Source organism: Hydrogenophaga sp. BPS33, assembly GCF_009859475.1.
Classification (GTDB): domain Bacteria; phylum Pseudomonadota; class Gammaproteobacteria; order Burkholderiales; family Burkholderiaceae_C; genus Hydrogenophaga.
The window spans coordinates 4,193,455-4,210,037 of sequence record NZ_CP044549.1 but is presented as its reverse complement, the minus strand read 5'-3'; the positions used below and the strand labels follow the sequence as shown (position 1 = coordinate 4,210,037).

Annotated in this window: 11 protein-coding genes and 1 pseudogene; 6 read left to right on the top strand and 6 right to left on the bottom strand. The window is 63.1% G+C overall.

Annotation, left to right across the window (positions count from 1 at the left end; translation table 11 throughout):
* Window positions 1-65: 65 nt before the first annotated feature.
* Window positions 66-986 (bottom strand): LysR substrate-binding domain-containing protein, encoded by a 921-nt coding sequence (locus F9K07_RS19505; protein WP_159595004.1) that lies wholly within the window; start codon window positions 984-986, stop codon window positions 66-68.
* An 88-nt stretch (window positions 987-1,074) separates the two neighbouring features.
* Here F9K07_RS19505 and F9K07_RS19500 point away from each other — a divergent pair, with 88 nt between their 5' ends.
* Together F9K07_RS19500 and F9K07_RS19495 are read left to right on the top strand one after the other, a co-directional pair.
* Window positions 1,075-2,103 carry a Bug family tripartite tricarboxylate transporter substrate binding protein gene (locus tag F9K07_RS19500; RefSeq protein WP_201451454.1) on the top strand — a complete coding sequence of 343 codons (1,029 nt, stop codon included), beginning with the start codon at window positions 1,075-1,077 and terminating at the stop codon, window positions 2,101-2,103.
* Window positions 2,104-2,117: 14 nt separating this feature from the next.
* The gene (locus F9K07_RS19495; RefSeq protein WP_159595003.1) at window positions 2,118-3,389 is read left to right on the top strand and encodes a CaiB/BaiF CoA transferase family protein; all 1,272 of its coding nucleotides are present in this window, start codon (window positions 2,118-2,120) and stop codon (window positions 3,387-3,389) included.
* Here F9K07_RS19495 and F9K07_RS19490 read toward each other — a convergent pair.
* Window positions 3,354-3,692 carry a hypothetical protein gene (locus F9K07_RS19490; protein WP_159595002.1) on the bottom strand — a complete coding sequence of 113 codons (339 nt, stop codon included), beginning with the start codon at window positions 3,690-3,692 and terminating at the stop codon, window positions 3,354-3,356. The two genes, F9K07_RS19495 and F9K07_RS19490, sit on opposite strands and share 36 nt — an antisense overlap.
* A gap of 149 nt (window positions 3,693-3,841) precedes the next feature.
* Between F9K07_RS19490 and F9K07_RS19485 the strand changes: the two genes are divergently transcribed.
* The gene (locus F9K07_RS19485) at window positions 3,842-5,011 is read left to right on the top strand and encodes an IS4 family transposase (RefSeq protein ID WP_159590777.1); all 1,170 of its coding nucleotides are present in this window, start codon (window positions 3,842-3,844) and stop codon (window positions 5,009-5,011) included.
* Here the strand turns inward: F9K07_RS19485 and F9K07_RS19480 are convergent.
* Complete coding sequence (locus F9K07_RS19480; protein WP_159595001.1) at window positions 4,934-6,250, bottom strand: hypothetical protein; 1,317 nt, start codon at window positions 6,248-6,250, stop codon at window positions 4,934-4,936. The genes F9K07_RS19485 and F9K07_RS19480 overlap by 78 nt on opposite strands.
* Before the next feature lie 145 nt (window positions 6,251-6,395).
* On the opposite strand from F9K07_RS19480, the pseudogene F9K07_RS31930 reads away from it, so the two are divergent.
* Window positions 6,396-6,545: pseudogene (locus tag F9K07_RS31930) on the top strand (transposase); the annotation flags it as partial.
* On the top strand, window positions 6,473-7,486 hold the full coding sequence (locus F9K07_RS19475) for an IS3 family transposase (protein WP_236581364.1): 1,014 nt from the start codon (window positions 6,473-6,475) through the stop codon (window positions 7,484-7,486). The pseudogene F9K07_RS31930 and the gene F9K07_RS19475, both read left to right, overlap by 73 nt.
* A gap of 182 nt (window positions 7,487-7,668) precedes the next feature.
* On the opposite strand, the gene F9K07_RS19470 is transcribed toward F9K07_RS19475, so the two are convergent.
* Together F9K07_RS19470 and F9K07_RS19465 are read right to left on the bottom strand one after the other, a co-directional pair.
* Window positions 7,669-10,080 carry a hypothetical protein gene (locus F9K07_RS19470; RefSeq protein ID WP_159594999.1) on the bottom strand — a complete coding sequence of 804 codons (2,412 nt, stop codon included), beginning with the start codon at window positions 10,078-10,080 and terminating at the stop codon, window positions 7,669-7,671.
* A 616-nt stretch (window positions 10,081-10,696) separates the two neighbouring features.
* The gene (locus tag F9K07_RS19465) at window positions 10,697-12,634 is read right to left on the bottom strand and encodes a B12-binding domain-containing radical SAM protein (protein ID WP_159594998.1); all 1,938 of its coding nucleotides are present in this window, start codon (window positions 12,632-12,634) and stop codon (window positions 10,697-10,699) included.
* Window positions 12,635-12,755: 121 nt separating this feature from the next.
* Here F9K07_RS19465 and F9K07_RS19460 point away from each other — a divergent pair, with 121 nt between their 5' ends.
* Entirely contained in the window at window positions 12,756-13,595 is an 840-nt protein-coding gene (locus F9K07_RS19460; protein WP_159594997.1) for an Ivy family c-type lysozyme inhibitor, read from the top strand.
* Window positions 13,596-13,614: 19 nt separating this feature from the next.
* Here F9K07_RS19460 and gcvP read toward each other — a convergent pair whose 3' ends face one another.
* Window positions 13,615-16,524, bottom strand: coding sequence for an aminomethyl-transferring glycine dehydrogenase (gcvP, locus tag F9K07_RS19455; protein WP_159597010.1), 2,910 nt, complete (start codon window positions 16,522-16,524; stop codon window positions 13,615-13,617).
* Window positions 16,525-16,583 lie beyond the last annotated feature (59 nt).

Here is a 16,583-nt window from a genome sequence, read left to right as displayed (position 1 = left end):
GGGCTGTTGCCCCATAAGTACCATGGCCACACACCGAGTTCCTCGGATGCTGCCAGCCACGCCCGTTACCGCGCTGTATTCAACAGTCTTCTCGCAAGCTCATTCACAAAAGGCAGCACCGGCACGTCGCGCAAGGTGATCAGGTTGATCCACGACGAGGGAAACACGCAGTCCACCCGCACACGGCGCACGCGGTCTGCGGCCTGGCGGTAGGCGCTCTCGGGCACCGCCGCCACCATCCGGCTGGCGCCCACCAGCGCGAGGCAGATGTGCGGCGAATCGGTTTGCACTTGAGGCTCGGGCGGGATCAACCCGGCCTGCAGGAACTTGCGCTCCAGCGCCTGGCGGTTGGCGCTTTGCCCGGCCATCAGCAACCAGGGGTGCTGCAGCAGATCCTTCAAGCTCACTCGGCGGCGTCGGGTGAGCGGGTTGTTCTTGGCCGCCACGATCAGCACCTGTTCTTCCCACAGGTTCACCATGTGCAGGCGATCGCCGTCGGGCAAGTTGGCGCGACTGGTGTCCAGGCTGCAGATCGCTGCGTCCACCTCACCGGCTTGCAGCATGGCCAGCAGCTCGCCCACTGTGCCCACCCGCAGCACCAGCCGGGGCAGCGTGTCGTCGGCTTCGAGCTGGGCCACGAGGCGGCTGAGCCGGTCGATGCCCACCAGGGGCAGAACGCCCAGTCGCACCACGGGTCGGGGTTGGCGATGCTGCAGCGCGATGCAGGCCGCGTCCAGCGCGCCCAAGGCGATGCGCAGGCGCTCCAGTGCGACCACGCCTGCGGCATTCAACCGCGCGCCACGCGATGAACGCTCCAGCAGCGCGCAACCAAAGGCGTCTTCCATTTCCCGCAGCATGTTGGTGGCACGCGGCTGGCTCACTCCGATGCCGGCGGCGGCCGCGCTCAAGGAGCCCAGCCGGACGATGTGGTCCAGCAACTGCAGATGCCGTATCTGCAAGCGGTTGATGCGCGTGGAAGTTGTCATATCGGATCCGAATGGCCAGTTTCGTATTGGATATTTCCAGATTATGGGCGGCGTGCCTACGATCTCGTCACAACCACCAGGAGACAAGATGACCACGAAGCTTGACTTCCAGCAACGGCGCCGGTTCTGCCTGCGCACCCTGGGCGCCTTGGGTGCGACGAGCACCCTCGGCACCGGCGGCCTCCTGGCCAGCGGCATGGCGCGCGCGGCAGATCCCTACCCATCCCGACCGGTGCGAGCCGTCGTGCCCTACGCCGCGGGCGGTGGACCCGACGTGCTCATGCGCCAGTTCGCCCCCTCGCTCGGTGAAGCCCTGGGCCAGCCCATCGTGGTGGAGAACAAGGTGGGCGCCGGCGGCGTGCTCGCGGCGCAGTACGTGGCCCATCAACCGGCCGACGGCTACACCGTGCTGATGGGCTCCAACTCGCACCTGATCCAGAAGGCATTGCAGCCCCATCTCAAGTTCGATCCGGTCAACGACTTCACGCCCGTCACGGTCATCGGCACCTCGCCCAGCGTGCTTGTGGTCGCGGCCGATTCGCCTTACCGCACCGTGCAAGACCTCATGGCCGCGCTGCATGCCCAGCCCGGCCAGCTGAACTACGCCTCGGGCGGCGTTGGCTCCGCGGCCCACCTGGGCGGCGCCACGCTGGTGTCGCTGCTGCGCGCCAGTGCCGTGCATGTGCCACTCAAGGGTTCGGTGGAAATTCCGCTTTCCCTGCTGCGTGGCGACACCGCCTTCGCCTTCACCATCGCCGGCACCGCGATTCCGCAGGTCAAGGGTGGCAAGCTGCGCGCGCTGGCCGTCACCAGCGCGGCGCCCATGGCGCAACTGCCGCAGGTGCCCACCTTGCAGTCCGTGCTGCGCAGCGACCTCGCCGTGCAGGAGTTCTGGTTCGGCCTGTGGCTACCGGTCAAGTCGCCAGCCGAGGCGGTGAACAAGCTTTTCTCCGCCACCACGCAGGCGCTCAAGCTGCCCGCCGTGGCGCCGCTGTTCGAGGCGTCGGGCAACAGCGTGACCCAGAGCGCGAGCCCGCAGGCCGACGCGGCCTTCGTGCGCCGTGAATACCGCAAGTGGGCCGACATCATCAAACTCACCGGCGTCACCGCTGGTTAAGCCAAAGAGACACCATGTCCAAGCCACTCGAAGGCATCCGCGTGCTCGACCTGTCGCACGTCATCGCCGGGCCTCTCACGTCGTTCTACCTGGCCCAGCTCGGTGCCGAAGTGATCAAGGTGGAGCCACCGGTTTCCGGCGAAGTGATGCGTTCCATGAAGGGCGGTGAAGACACCGACACGCCCACGGGCTTCGCCGCCATCAACGCTGGCAAACAGTCCCTCGCGCTGGACATTCGCACGCCCGCTGGCGCCGAGCTCATCCGCTCACTGGCCGCGTCGACCGACGTCTTCATCGAAAACTTCCGCCCCGGCGTGGTGGCGCGCTACGGCCTGGACTACGCATCCATCCAGGCCGTGAAGCAGGACATCGTCTATTGCTCCATCTCCGGCTTTGGACAGGAAGGCAACTGGGCGCAGCGTGGCGCCTACGACCACGTGGTGCAGGCACTCACCGGCATGATGATGATGTCCGGCGAGGGCGACGACGCGCCGCCGCTCAAGGTCGGCTTCCCCGTGATCGACGTGGCGGTCGGCATGCTGGGTGCGCTCTCCATCGTGGCCGCACTGCACCGCAAGGCGCGCGACGGTGCTGGCCAGTACATCGATGCGTCCATGGTGCAGGCCTCGTTGATGCTCATGTACCCCAACGCCTGCGCCTACCTCACCGACGGCACCGAAACCCGGCGCGTCGGCAACCGGGGCTACACCGGCAGTCCTGCGGCCGACACGTATCGCTGTGCGGACGGCTGGATCGCCGTGGCGGCCAACACCCCGGCGCAGTTTCGGCGGCTGGCGGCGGCGCTCGGCATCGAAGCCCTGTGCGACGACGCGCGCGCGCTCGACCTCACCGCCTTCAACGCACCCAACGGCTTCGTGGTGCCCAATGACCGCGAGTACGTCTCGGCACGCCTGCGCGCCGCCTTCGCGCAGCGCCATGCCGCACCACTGGAAGAAGCCCTGGCCGCTGCCGGCGTGCCCGCAGGGCGGGTGCGCAAGCTGGAGGAGTTTTTGAAGGAAGTGGACGATACCGGCTGCGTGAACCTGCCCGACTACCGCTTCCGCCAGGGAACGCGGGAGGTGCGCACGCGGGGCATCGGCTTCTCGGCAAAGCACGACGGCGGCGCGACGGATGCGGGCGCGCCGGCGTTGGGGGAGAACAGCCGGGCCGTGTTGGCCCGGGCTGGGTTGGGGGAGGATGCGATCGCTGCGTTGGAACGTGCTGGTATCGCCAAATCCGCAGCCGCTTGGTCAGCTTCGCCGGGGCGTTTGATTGCCTCGAAATAGCGCGTCGAGGTAATTGCCCAAAAGACCCATGTATTGAGAAGCCAGTTTCGAAGAGGCGATCTTGCTACTTGAAATATCCGCTAGAAATGCTTTGCCTTCTGGCTCGGTCAGGGCCTCGTGCACGGTCTCCAACTGCGCAACGTCTACGTTGCGCAAAGCCTGCCCGATCCATAGAGTGGTGTTTGCTGGTTCCAATTCTTCGCCAAGCGTCTGCAACATCTTCGTGCACTCTCGCAATGGCTTCGCGCAGGCCACGAGTTTTAGCCGCATCTCGTCCGCGTCGGTCACTTGAACGGCAGCCAAGAGTCACTACTGTCCGGTTAAATGGTCCGCGCCGAGCCTGAGATCAAGCATTGGCGCGGGTTGCAGACCGATTTCGTTTGGTGCCGATTTGAACTTCGCTCTTCCAAAACCGCGTACTTTCCCGGGCTTGACTGTCTCTGGGGAAGCGCGTGCACATCGGCAAGACCTTGTTTTCTCAGATCATGGAGTTCGTCCCATGGACCAGCTTCGCGCGCATCGTGCAGCGCCATGGAGGCAACTCGGGTGTGCGAGCGCTGTCGTGCGCCGAGCAGTTCCGGGCGATGGCCTTCGCGCAGCTGACTTGGCGAGAGAGTCTGCGCGACATCGAGGCCAGCTTGTCGGCCAATGCCGGCAAGCTGTATGCGATGGGGTTTCGCTCGGCGGTCAAGCGCTCCACGCTGGCCGACGCCAACGAATCGCGCGACTGGCGCATCTGGTCGGACCTGGCTGCCTTGCTGATCCGGCGCGCACGCAAGCTGTACGCGAACGATGCGCTCGGCGTCGACTTGGACAACACGGTCTATGCGCTGGACTCCAGCACCATCGATCTGTGCTTGAGCCTGTTCGACTGGGCACCGTTTCGATCGACCAAGGCGGCCATCAAGCTGCACACGCTGCTGGATCTGCGCGGCGCTATCCCGGCCTTCATCCACATCAGCGATGGCAAGCTGCACGACGTGAACGTGCTGGACATGCTGAGTTTCGAGGCCGGTGCGTTCTACGTGATGGATCGCGGCTATGTGGACTTCGCACGGCTGTATGCGCTGCACCAGGCTGGCGCCTTCTTCGTTACGCGCGCGAAGTCGCCGATGGATGCCAGACGTGTCTACTCGGCACCCACCGACCGCAGCACTGGCGTCATCAGCGACCAGCAGGTCATGCTCAACGGTCACTACTCGGCCAAGAAGTATCCCGAGCATTTGCGGCGTGTGCGATTCAAGGATCCCGAGTCCGGCAAAACACTGATCTTCCTGACCAACAACACGGCGCTGCCGGCGCTGACGATCGCCGCGCTGTACAAGAGCCGCTGGCGAGTCGAGCTGTTCTTCAAATGGATCAAGCAGCATCTGCGCATCAAGAAGTTTCTCGGCAACAGCGAGAACGCCGTGAAGACGCAGGTGTGGTGTGCCGTGGCCACCTACGTGCTCATTGCCATCGTCAAGAAGGAGCTTCAACTCGATGTCTCGCTTTACACATGTCTACAGATCTTGTCGGTGTCGGTCTTCGAGAAAACCGAGATTTCATGCGCCTTGCAGGCCGACGCGTCCCAGACCGATATGCCCGACGCCGTTAACCAATTGAATTTGTTCGACTTTTAACCGGACAGTAGTGGCCAAGAGTGAACTTTGAAATTCGTCCCTGGCCTTGTGTTCTGCAGCAGTCTTTCGCTGCGCGATGACGCCCTCGACCACGCCCTTGGCGTGCACAAGCGCTGGAGGCAAGTACTGCCGTTTAGCGATCTTGTTTCTCAGTTTTACCAGTTCTTGCTCCGTCATTTTTTGTAGATTGGGCACATCCGCAGAACCGATAACGTCCTTGGTGATCTTGTCGTCAAGGGCTTTGAGCCGTGCGTCGATCGTTTTCTTGGCCCCCTTCAGGTTGTCGTCGGACGGAAACGCGGCCAGCCAATCTTTCAACGCCTCGTCCAACTTCATGAGTTCGCTTCGCTGCAGCTTCCTACCCAACGCGGCCCGCAGATCGGAGGTCAGCTGTTGTGCGCGTTTGGATATTGCGTTGTCGGCTGCGCTGCCCATCGTCTGAATGGCCTTCAGCCTTGCTGGTGTGAGCTTTGTGCCTGGAAGCCATTTTCCTTGGGCCCTGGAGTTGTCGAAGTACCCATCGACTTTATCTGCAAGGCCCTTCAATTCGGAGAGCTCGCGCAGTTCTGCAAGGTCGTGATTGCTCAGATCCAAGTTTTGTGTTCCTTGGAACTTCGTACCACCAGACTCCACCGCGTCAGCCTGCTGCATCAGCTGGGCGGCACGAACCGCGTACGCAAGAAAATCAATCCTGCCGTCTCCTTCTGGAGCGGGTTTCTCCAGTTTTTGCAGCCTGTTGCTCAGGACTTCCAGCTCCTTCGGTTGCATACCTGGACTCGGCTCCACGCCGCAGACTCGCTCGCGAACAAGCCGCGCGACTACGTTGAACATGGCTTTTCCTTCAAGCGCTTTTTGAGCCTCTTTTGCTTTGGATGCATCGTCAATTGGGTTGCCTTTCCCGCGGCCGGCTTCTTGTGCGAGCTTGGTACCCAAGGGCTTCAACGTGTTGACGAGTTCATTCAAACGCTGCGTGACATCGTTCTCCTCGTCAAACAGCACAGCCTGGAACACGTTGGATAGGTTCTTGTTTGCGTCTGCCAGTGCTTGGCGAACCTCTTGTTGAATTGTGGCCTTGGGAGAATTTGCGGTCTGTGGCTGAATGTGGCGGTCATTCGAAGACGAAGACCTGGGTGCTTGGGTCTGAGCACTTCGCCTGGTTCTTGTCTGCTCTTGGGGGCCGGACTCTTCTGTGTGCAGGTGACGCTTGATGAATTTGGCGAAGGTGGTCGCTGCGAGCATGTTGGAATCCTTTGAGGGGGCATGTCTTGCCCAATCGTGAGTGGGCGCAAATCCAATCGGGTTCCATACGTGTGTCGTCGACGTCCCCCCGGATTTGAGTAGCGACTGAGCTTGGAGTCCAATCCCCAACGATAGGAGATTGGACGTGAAGAAGCGATTTACGGAAGAACAGATCATTGGCTTTCTGCGGGAGGCGGAATCGGGTTTGCCGGTGGCGGAGCTGTGCCGGCGGCACGGCTTCTCCGAGGCCAGCTACTACCTCTGGCGCAGCAAGTTCGGCGGCATGAGCGTCTCGGACGCCAAGCGGCTCAAAGAGCTGGAAGCAGAGAACGGGCGGCTCAAGCGACTGTTGGCCGAAGCCATGCTGGAGAACGAGGTGACGAAAGAAGCCTTGAGAAAAAAGTGGTGAGCGCACCGGCAAGGCGGGAGCTGGTGCGCCACATGGTTGACCATGGACTGAGCGAGCGGCGCTCGCTGCGCGTCATTGGCATGAGCGCCAGCGCCTACCGCTACGAGCCTGCTTCAGACCGAAACTGCGCACTCAAGGCCAAGATCATCGCCCTGGCGCAGCGCCACCGCCGCTATGGCGCTGAGATGATCTATCTGAAGCTGCGCCAGGCCGGCGAGATCGTCAACCATAAGCGAGTGGATCGCCTGTACGCCGAAGCCGGACTGCAGGTGAAGAAGCGCAAGCGCAAGAAGATCCCGCTGGCGCAGCGACATCCATTGGAGCGGCCGACGCAGGCCAACCAGGTGTGGTCGATGGACTTTGTATTTGACCGCACAGCCGAGGGGCGCAGCATCAAGAACTTGACGGTGGTCGATGGCGCAACGCATGAAGCGGTGGCCATCGTGTCGGAGCGTGCACTGGGCGGCAATCAACTGGTGCGAATCTTGGAGCAGCTCGCCAGCTCAAGGGGTCTTCCCAAAGCGATTCGGACCGATAACGGCAAGGAGTTCTGCGGCCGCGCCATGCTGACTTGGGCGCATGCGCGGGGCGTGCAACTGTTCCTGATCGAGCCAGGCAAGCCCAACCAGAACGCGTACATCGAATCATTCAACGGGCGATTCCGTGATGAATGCCTGAACGAGCACTGGTTCACTAGCTTGGCACATGCCCGTGTGGTCGTCGAGGCTTGGCGCCGTGAATATAACGATGAGCGACCCAAGAAGTCCCTTGGCGGATTGACCCCGGCGGCCTACGCCAAGACGTTGATGAAAAGCCAGTTAAATTAACCCCGGACTCCAAAGCCCAGTGCTACTGAAAACGGGGGGACGTCGGTGTCCAGAAGAATGCCCAGAAGGCGTTCGTTCATCCACAGAGTTTGCTTCTCCTATCGCCCATTTCAGCTGGGTACCACCAGCGTTGAACAAGCCGGTGGCCCGTTGGGGTGGGCGCAAGCGGTACGGACGCGGCTTTACGCAATGGGGTGGTGCAGTTTGGCGTATGCCAATGCGTCTTCCGCCATTTGGGGAAGCCCGTCCTTTGCCGTGCTGTTGTCCAAGCCACGGACGACAGTCTGCAAACCTTGCAGCTCCTGGATGTCGATCGTGGTGTCCAGCAACAGCGCACACTGCGCTTTCAACGCCTTTTCCTCATCGATCCCGATCGCCTTCAAGTCACGGCCGCTTGCCTGGGCCACCGCGGCCCTGGCGTCGAGAATGGCCGGCTGCAAGTCGAAGTACTTGACGACATTGCCTGCTTTCTGAACGCCGATGTGAAGGTAGCGCCTCAGCGCAACTTGGGTCGAGGCCTTCGTGGGAGGATTTGGCTGTTTATCTGCCGTGGTGTCGAGCGGTCCCAGGTGGGTGTTGACAGTTGCGGCCAGCTTTTCCAGGTAGTTGAAGGCGAACTGCGCCCTGGGATTGGCTTGCCGAAGTTGTTTGCGATTCGTCAGGCCCTGGATAATCCGGCGTCCCTGCCCATGGGTCAGGTCGCGCTGCAAGGCCGTGGTATTGCTGGGGTTCGTGCTTTGAACGACCTCGCTGATCCACTGGTCAAGTACCGTGTCGTCGAACGGATTGTTCAAGCTTGCGAAGGTTTTTGCGGCCGCATGTGCCTGGTTTGAGGAGTGCAGCAGTCTGGCTGGCAACTGGCTCGCCTTGGGTTCGGCAATCGCTGCACGCAACGCGGCTTGAAACTCGGTCTTCGCTCGGCCTATGCGCAGGCGGATCTGGGCATCCACGGCTGTGCGCAACCGGGTGTGTTTGGGATCCGGTGTGGCGAGCGTCACGCGTTTTTTCAGCAGCGCGTCAAACTCCTGCAATTCGTCGAGCAGCATTTCGGCGATGGTGCCGGGTGTTGTGGCCTGCAGCAGCGCCGGTTCCAATGCTTCGGCCAGCTTCTTGGCTCGAAGCTTCACGCTTGCGTCGGTGCTCTTGAGCATGGGCGCGTTCGCCATCTGTAGCTCCATCAACCCGGTGGCATCGCTGGTCACTGTGAGCATGAACGAGATGGCGTCGAGCACTTTCCTGGGATTAGAGGCTTGTGCTGTAGCCCTCGCTAGGATGCCCTTGTAGAGCATGATGCGTGGACCGAGGTCCTTGAACCTGGTTTCAGGGGTCTTCGCGCTTTTATTGATATCCAGTTGCAGGATGGTGCGCAATGCTACGACGCCAGCGGGTGTCAGCTGCTTTACGTTTCTAGGCGTTTGTTGCGATGGCGCTTGCTGCACAGGAAGCCACGCATTGAGAGCGGTATCCAACAGATTCAGAAAACGGGCGGCAAATGCCGCTTGTGGATTTGAAGCCGCCGGTGACAGCAGCTCGCGCATGAGCTTGCCATCACCGCTGTTCAAGCATCGGTGCAAACTTTGTGCATTCGCGAGGCCTTTTACAAATGGAGAGCCCCTCAGCGCTGTGCGCAAGTGTCCAGTGAGCTCTTCGTCGCTCATAGATTTGCCCATGGGGGCCAATGCCGTCACGGCTGCGTGGGTGTGCATGGCTTCACGCAGGAGGCAGTTGAGCAAGCCCTCCGCGTCGGTTTCTTCAGCCGCCCTTTTGATCGATTCACCTAGGTCGGGACTGAAGTTTTTGAACAATCTTCCTTTGTGGGTGGAGATTTCCATCTCCACCATTTCACATACGGACAAGAGCAAATCCGGCTTGTAGTCTTGCGCGCCGATTCTCTGCTTCAGACCGATAAGTTCCCAATCTTTCAAGGCGGTCACCGTGATGGGACGCGCCTCGCCGATAAGGCTGTCAACGATGGCGAGGTCGGTCTTCTTGATGAATGTTTCGATCGCGTTGTGTACATGCTCCAAATCGCTCCCGGTTTTGAAGCCGCCCTGCTCCTGCTTGAGCCAGGCAACCGCTTCGTACGTTTGTTTCAGCTTGTCCATCGATGCCTGCGTGACCTTTTTCGGCACCAGGTCATGGACTGCGTCTGCCGCCAACTCAAGCGCATGAATGTTCAGTTGGTTTGCCGCATCATTGGCCAGTTTCTCGATGTGTTCCAGATGCTGGCGCGTGAGCCGTGTTCCGGGCAGCGCGCCTTCAACCTGCCCCTGCTTGTTCGTACCCGTGAGTGGTCGTGGCCCTGTGTCTGCGTTTTTGTGGGTCGGCATCAACGCCGACAATTCCTGGACGGACTTTCGAAGGTCGCTCAGCTGGCGCAGGTGCGCGATGCGCGACGGGGTCATGGGCAATTTGCCCGTGCCAAGAGGTGCTGCCTGCGCCCAGCCGCTCGCGTCCGACTGGCGCTTCAGAAGTTCCGCCTTGACCGCAAAGGCAAGGTGGTTGAGGACAGAGTCTTTCGCATGCTGCTTTTGGGGATCGTTCAGGAGAGCGTCCAGGGCCTTGTCCAATGCCTGGAGATGGAGCAGATTCATGTCTGGGATGCACCTGCACAAACGCGTGCCCAGAAGTTCCGAGGCGTCTAGATCGTTTTGCTTTTTTCCGACAAGTGAGTTCAGTGTGTATCGGAGCTCTTGGCTGGCTAGCGCAACGGCATTGGGCGCTTTGCTCCTCGTTGCCAGTATGACGTTGCGCAGCGCCTTGTCTGCCGCCTTCAGTGCATCACGAACCTCCTGCCGAGTGCGCGGAGGATTGGCGGGCGTGACTTCGATCTCATGGGCCGTAAACGGTAGTGTGTGAAATATTTCCGTGAAAGAGGGGGGAACGCTTTTCCCATCCCCGCCATCTGATACGTCAACTTTTTCCGTGGAACTTCGGCGAACGCTTTTCCCATCCCCGTCCACTGACTTCTCGGTGGGAGACCGTGCAGTCGTGACCTGCACGCTTCTGCCTTGCCCGTGCTTCCAAATCGGGATCTCGGTGGGAGGTGGGCTCTTGGGTCTTTGGGGCAGGGGCCGGATTTCGGTCGAGGAGGTGGACGTTCTCATGGCGAATCCTGGTTGTAGCGCGCTGATGCTGAGTAGCCCTCCCCAGTATTCGGTTCCCTTTCCGCCGGCCGCACCCATGCGCGCAGCACGGGGCCAACGCGCTTCAGACCCGTTCGTTGCGCTCCAGAGCGCGTGCAATGACGTGCCGCTTCACCCGCGTTTTGGGCACAGGGTCGCTCAGGTGACTGAACCACCCCCGCACATCCTCGTCCAGCCCGATCCCGTGCATGTAGTTGTAGATCGCCTTGCGCAGGCCGATGCCCAGTGCGTCGTGGTCCACGCCGGTGGGGTCGATGAAGCCGATGTCGTTCTTGGCGAAGGTCACTTCGGGCAGGGGAATCAATTCGATGCCGTAGGCCGTCGGGTCCAGCCCCACCGGTGAGTGCACGGTGCACGAGAAGCGGTGGAAGAAGCCGCTCTGGATGCAACCGTTCTCGAACAGTTGCCGCACGTATTCCAGCGCGTCTACCGTGTCTTGCACGGTCTGCGTCGGGAAGCCGTACATGAGGTACGCGTGCACCAGAATGCCCGCGTCCGAAAACCCTTTGGTGACGCGCGCCACCTGTTCGACGGACACGCCTTTCTTCATCAGCGTCAACAGCCGGTCGCTCGCCACTTCGAGGCCGCCGCTCATGGCGATGCAGCCGCTGTCGGCGAGCAGTTGGCACAGCTCGGGCGTGAAGGTTTTTTCGAAGCGGATGTTGCCCCACCACGAAACGGGCAGTTGCCGGCGTTGCAGTTCTTCGGCCAGGGCCTTGAGTGCCTTTGGCGGCGCGGCTTCGTCGACGAAGTGGAAGCCGGTCTGGCCGGTTTCTTCGACGATGGCTTCCATGCGGTCGGCCAGGGTGGACGCCGACGCGGTTTCGTAGCGGCTGATGTAGTCCAGGCTCACGTCGCAGAAGCTGCACTTCTTCCAGTAGCAACCGTGCGCCACAGTGAGCTTGTTCCAGCGCCCGTCGCTCCAGAGGCGGTGCATGGGGTTGAGCATGTCGAGCAGGCTCAGGTATTTGTCGAGCGGCAGGCCGTCCCAGGTGGGGGTGCCCACGTCTTCGAACGGTACGTCGGGTTCGACGAAGTTGATGTAACGCACCGCGCTGTCTTCGCGCACGAAGCTGCGCACCAGCCTTTGCTTTGACCGCTTGCCTTGCAAGTGCTCCAGCAGCGCGAGCAGGGGCCGCTCCCCGGCATCCAGCGTCACGTAATCCACGAAGTCGAACAATCGCGGCTCGGCCAGTTCGCGCAGCTCGGTGTTGACGAAGCCACCACCCAGGGCAATGGTGATCGTCGGGTGGTGCGCCTTGATGGTCTGCGCGATGCGCAGCGCGGCGTACAGCGCGCCAGGAAAGGGCACGGAGAGCAGCACCACGTCGGGCTGGTGCTCGGCCAGTGTGGCGAGCGTGAGGCCGTGCAGCAGTTCGTCTACCAAGGTGAAGGGCGCGGCGAGGGCGTTGCCCATGGGGTCGAAGCTGGGTTGGCTGCTGGCGAGGGATTCGGCGTAGCGCACGAAGGCAAAGCGCTCGTCCACCGCGTCGCGCAGCACGTCGGCCAGGTCGTTCAGGTACAGCGTGGCGAGGTGGCGTGCCTTGTCTTGCACGCCGAGCGCGCCAAAGGCCCAGGCCAGTGGGTCACCGCCTTCGTCGCCGCCGAAGTTCGGGTCCACATAGGCTTCCAGCGACTGGAAGCGCGGGCCTTCGGGCAGCAGTTCGCGCGCGGCGATGCGGTGCGCCAGGGTGGAGTCGCCACCCTGCAGGAAGCGGATGACAGGCGCAATGGTGTGACGGTAGCGCGTGAACTGGTCCAGGAAGGCGTGCACGCTGGCGCTGCGCTCGGCTTCGGGCTGCGCTAGCGCGCGCTCGCGAACGGCCTCAAGACCTTGAGGTGTGAAGAGTTTCAGCACCAGCGCGAGGGCCAGGTCAGCCTGCACGGCGTCCACGCCGCGCGAGCGCAGAAAGCCGGTGATGTACGCGGTGGAGGGGTAGGGCGTGTTGAGCTGCGTCATCGGCGGGATGAGGCTCAGCACGCGCAGGGCGTGGGTGGTCATGGGGCAAGGCAATGGGGCTGGGGTGATCTTAGTCGCCCAATGCCACGGGGGAGTGGACGAGGGGCTTGCGCCGGCCTAGCATGCGCAGACGGTCTGGTGGCAGATCGGGCAGGAGATGACCATGGCACATGGCAAGCACTGGGTGGTGTCGGGAATCTGGGCTGTTCTCGCCGCGACGGCGGGCGCGCAAGGCCTGCGGCCCGACTTGATGACCGGCTTTGGCGGGCGTTACGCGGTCGATTGCGCGAGGCCGGATTCTCCCAGGGTGCTGGTGCAGGAGCGGCAGATGCTGATCGAGCAGGGCAACCAGCGCATGACGGTGGCCAACCTGGACTCGGCCTTCAGCTACTTCGGCAACAACCCGCCGCCGGAATTCCGGGTGGCGCTGCTGGGCCAGGTGCAAGGCAAGTTCGACGTGATCGCCTCGGTGAATGCCGATGGCCGGGGCCAGTACATCCAGCTCGATGGCGACCCGACCGTGATGAAAAACCTGGGCGCCTTGGGCAAGGCGAGGTTCCGCCACTGCAACGCGGCCGCCAACCAACAGGCGGTGGCGCAGCAGCAGGAGGCGAAGCAGGCCGCGGCGGCGGCGCGTGCGCCCGTCGCGTCCGGCACGGCCAGGCACCCTTCGGAGCTGATCCGCGACCCGGCGTTCAAGCCCGCTTACCAGAAGGCGCTCGGGCCGCTGGCACGCCTGCCCTGGATGGCCGAGATGAACGGCCCCGCGCCGGATCTCACCCGGGTGCGCATCGGTGGCGTGGACTACACCGTCGCCGCGTTCTGCAAGCCGCACGACTGCGGCGACAACAACGCGGTGCTGCTATACGACGCGGCTCAGGGCCGCGTGTACGGGCTGGTGCACCAGAACAACCGGGAGCAGAGCTTCGGCCAGCCGCCCGGTCCGATGTTGATCGATCTGAACGCCATCTGGCGCAAGCAGTGGCGTGCGGGCGGCAAGTGAGCCGCCGCCACGGCGGCGCTCAATCCCCCGCGTAATCGCTCAACGGCACGCAGCTGCAGAACAGGTTGCGGTCGCCGTAGACGTTGTCCACGCGGCCCACGGGCGGCCAGTACTTGGCGTGTGCCCGGGTCGATGCGCTGGCCGCGCCCACGTCGCGCCCATAAGGGTGTGGCCAGTCGGCCCTCATCAGGCTGTCGGCGGTGTGCGGCGCGTTCTTCAGCGGGTTGTCGTCCTGCGGCCATTGGCCTTGTTCGACGAGACGGATTTCTTCGCGGATGGCGATCATCGCGTCGATGAAGCGGTCCAGCTCTTCCAGCGTCTCGCTCTCGGTGGGCTCCACCATCAAGGTGTTGGCCACCGGGAACGACAGCGTGGGCGCGTGGAAGCCGTAGTCCATCAGGCGCTTGGCCACGTCTTCGGCCATCACGCCGCTGGTGTCCTTGAAGTGGCGCAGGTCCAGGATGCACTCGTGCGCCACATGGCCGTTGGCGCTGGCGTAGAGCGTCGGGTAGTGCGGCGCCAGGCGCTTGCTGATGTAGTTGGCCGCGAGGATGGCGGCTTCGGTCGCGTGCTGCAGGCCGTCGGCGCCCATCATGCGGATGTACATCCAGCTGATCGGCAGCACGGCGGCGTTGCCCAAAGGGGCTGCGCTGATGGCGCCCACGCCGTTGACCGCCAGGCCGCCCGCCGCATGGCCGGGCAGGAAGGGCACGAGGTCTTCCACCACGCACACCGGGCCCACGCCCGGGCCGCCGCCGCCATGCGGAATGCAGAAGGTCTTGTGCAGATTCAAGTGGCTCACGTCGCCGCCGAATTCACCGGGTGCTGCCACGCCCACCAGTGCATTCATGTTCGCGCCGTCCACGTATACGCGCCCGCCGTGCTGGTGCACCAGCGCGCAGAGTTCCTTGACCTGCGTTTCGAACACGCCGTGCGTGCTGGGGTAGGTGATCATCACCGCGGCCAGGTTGGCGCTGTGCTGTTCGCATTTGGCCTTGAGGTCGGCCAGGTCGACGTTGCCGTTGTCGTCGCACTTGGTCACCACCACCTGCATGCCCACCATCTGCGCGCTGGCGGGGTTGGTGCCGTGCGCGCTGCTGGGAATGAGACAGATGTTGCGGTGGCTCTCGCCGCGCGAGGCGTGGTAGGCCTGGATGACGAGCAGGCCGGCGTATTCGCCTTGTGAACCCGCGTTGGGCTGCAGGCTGATGCCGGCGTAGCCCGTGGCCTGGCAGAGCCAGGCGCGCAACTGCTCGTCGAGCAACTGGTAGCCCTGCAACTGGTCGGCCGGTGCGAACGGGTGCACGTTCGCGAACTCGGGCCAGGTGATGGGGATCATCTCGCTCGTGGCGTTGAGCTTCATGGTGCACGAGCCCAGCGGGATCATGCTGCGGTCCAGCGCGAGGTCCTTGTCGGACAGCGCGCGGATGTAGCGCAGCATGCCGGTTTCGCTGTGGTGGCTGTTGAACACCGGGTGCGTGAGGAAGTCGCTGGTGCGGCGCAGTTCGGTGGGGATGAGAGGCTCCACGCCTTTTTCGAAGGCGTCGAACGTTGGCAACTGGTGGCCATAGGGCGCGAAGATCTGCCACAGCTGCACGATGTCGTCGCGCGTGGTGGTCTCGTCCAGCGAGATGATGAGGTACTCGTCCCAGGCCTTGCGCAGGTTGACGCCTTCGGCCACGGCGCGTGCCAGGAGGGCGTCGGTGTGTTCCCTAGTGTGCAGGCTGATCGTGTCGAACACACCGCGCTCGTTGTGGTGCGTGTCGTTGTAGCCGAGTTGCGCCAGCCCTTTGGACAGGATGGCGGCGTAGGCGGCGACGCGCTGCGCGATGCGCTTCAAGCCCTGCGGGCCGTGGTACACGGCGTACATGCTCGCCACCACGGCGGGCAGCACCTGTGCGGTGCAGATGTTGCTGGTGGCCTTCTCGCGGCGGATGTGCTGCTCGCGCGTTTGCAGCGCGAGCCGGTAGGCTGGTTTGCCGTGCACGTCCACGCTCACGCCCACGAGACGCCCGGGCAGCGAGCGTTTGAACTCGTCGCGGCAGGCCATGTAGCCAGCGTGCGGGCCACCGGCGCCCATGGGCATGCCGAAACGCTGGGTGGTGCCGACCACGATGTCTGCGCCCATCTCGCCAGGTGGCTTGAGCAGCGTGAGCGCGAGCAGGTCGGCAGCCACGATGAAGGCGGCGTGCTTGCCGTGCACCGTGGCCGCGTCTTGCGTCCAGTCGTGCAGCCAGCCGCTGGACGCCGGGTACTGCGTGAGAGCGGCGAAGTAGTCGTCGGCGGCGAGCAGGCCATCCCATTCTTCGCCCGACATGGCCACCTTCACCGTGAGGCCCAGGGGTTTTGCGCGCGTCTGCACCACTTCGATGATCTGCGGGTGCATGTCGCCCGAGACCACGAGGGCGTTGCCCTTGGCTTTGACCGAGCGCTTGGCCAGGGTCATGGCTTCGGCGGCGGCGGTGGCCTCGTCGAGCATGGACGCGTTGGCGATCGCCATGCCGGTGAGGTCGGTCACCATGGTCTGGAAGTTGACCAGGGCTTCCATGCGGCCTTGCGAAATCTCGGCCTGGTAGGGCGTGTACGCCGTGTACCACGCCGGGTTTTCGAGGATGTTGCGCAGGATCACGCCAGGCGTGTGCGTGCCGTGGTAGCCCTGGCCGATGAAGCTTTTGAACACGCGGTTTTTCTGCGCCAGCGCCTTGAGCTCGGCCAGCGCCGCCGCTTCGGTGACCGCCGGCGGCAGTTGCATGCCCTGGCTGCGCGCGATGCTGCGCGGCACGATGCCTTCGATCAGGGCGCGGCGCGAAGCCTCGCCGATGACCGAGAGCATGAGCGCTTCGTCGGCTTCTTCGATGCCGATGTGGCGCGCCACGAATTCGGACGGGTTCTCTAGTTCACCGAGGGGTTTGACGGCGGGCATCAGCATGGTCATGACCTGGACACCGTTCGCCCTGAGCCTGTCGAAGGGCAGCGAACGAGACAATG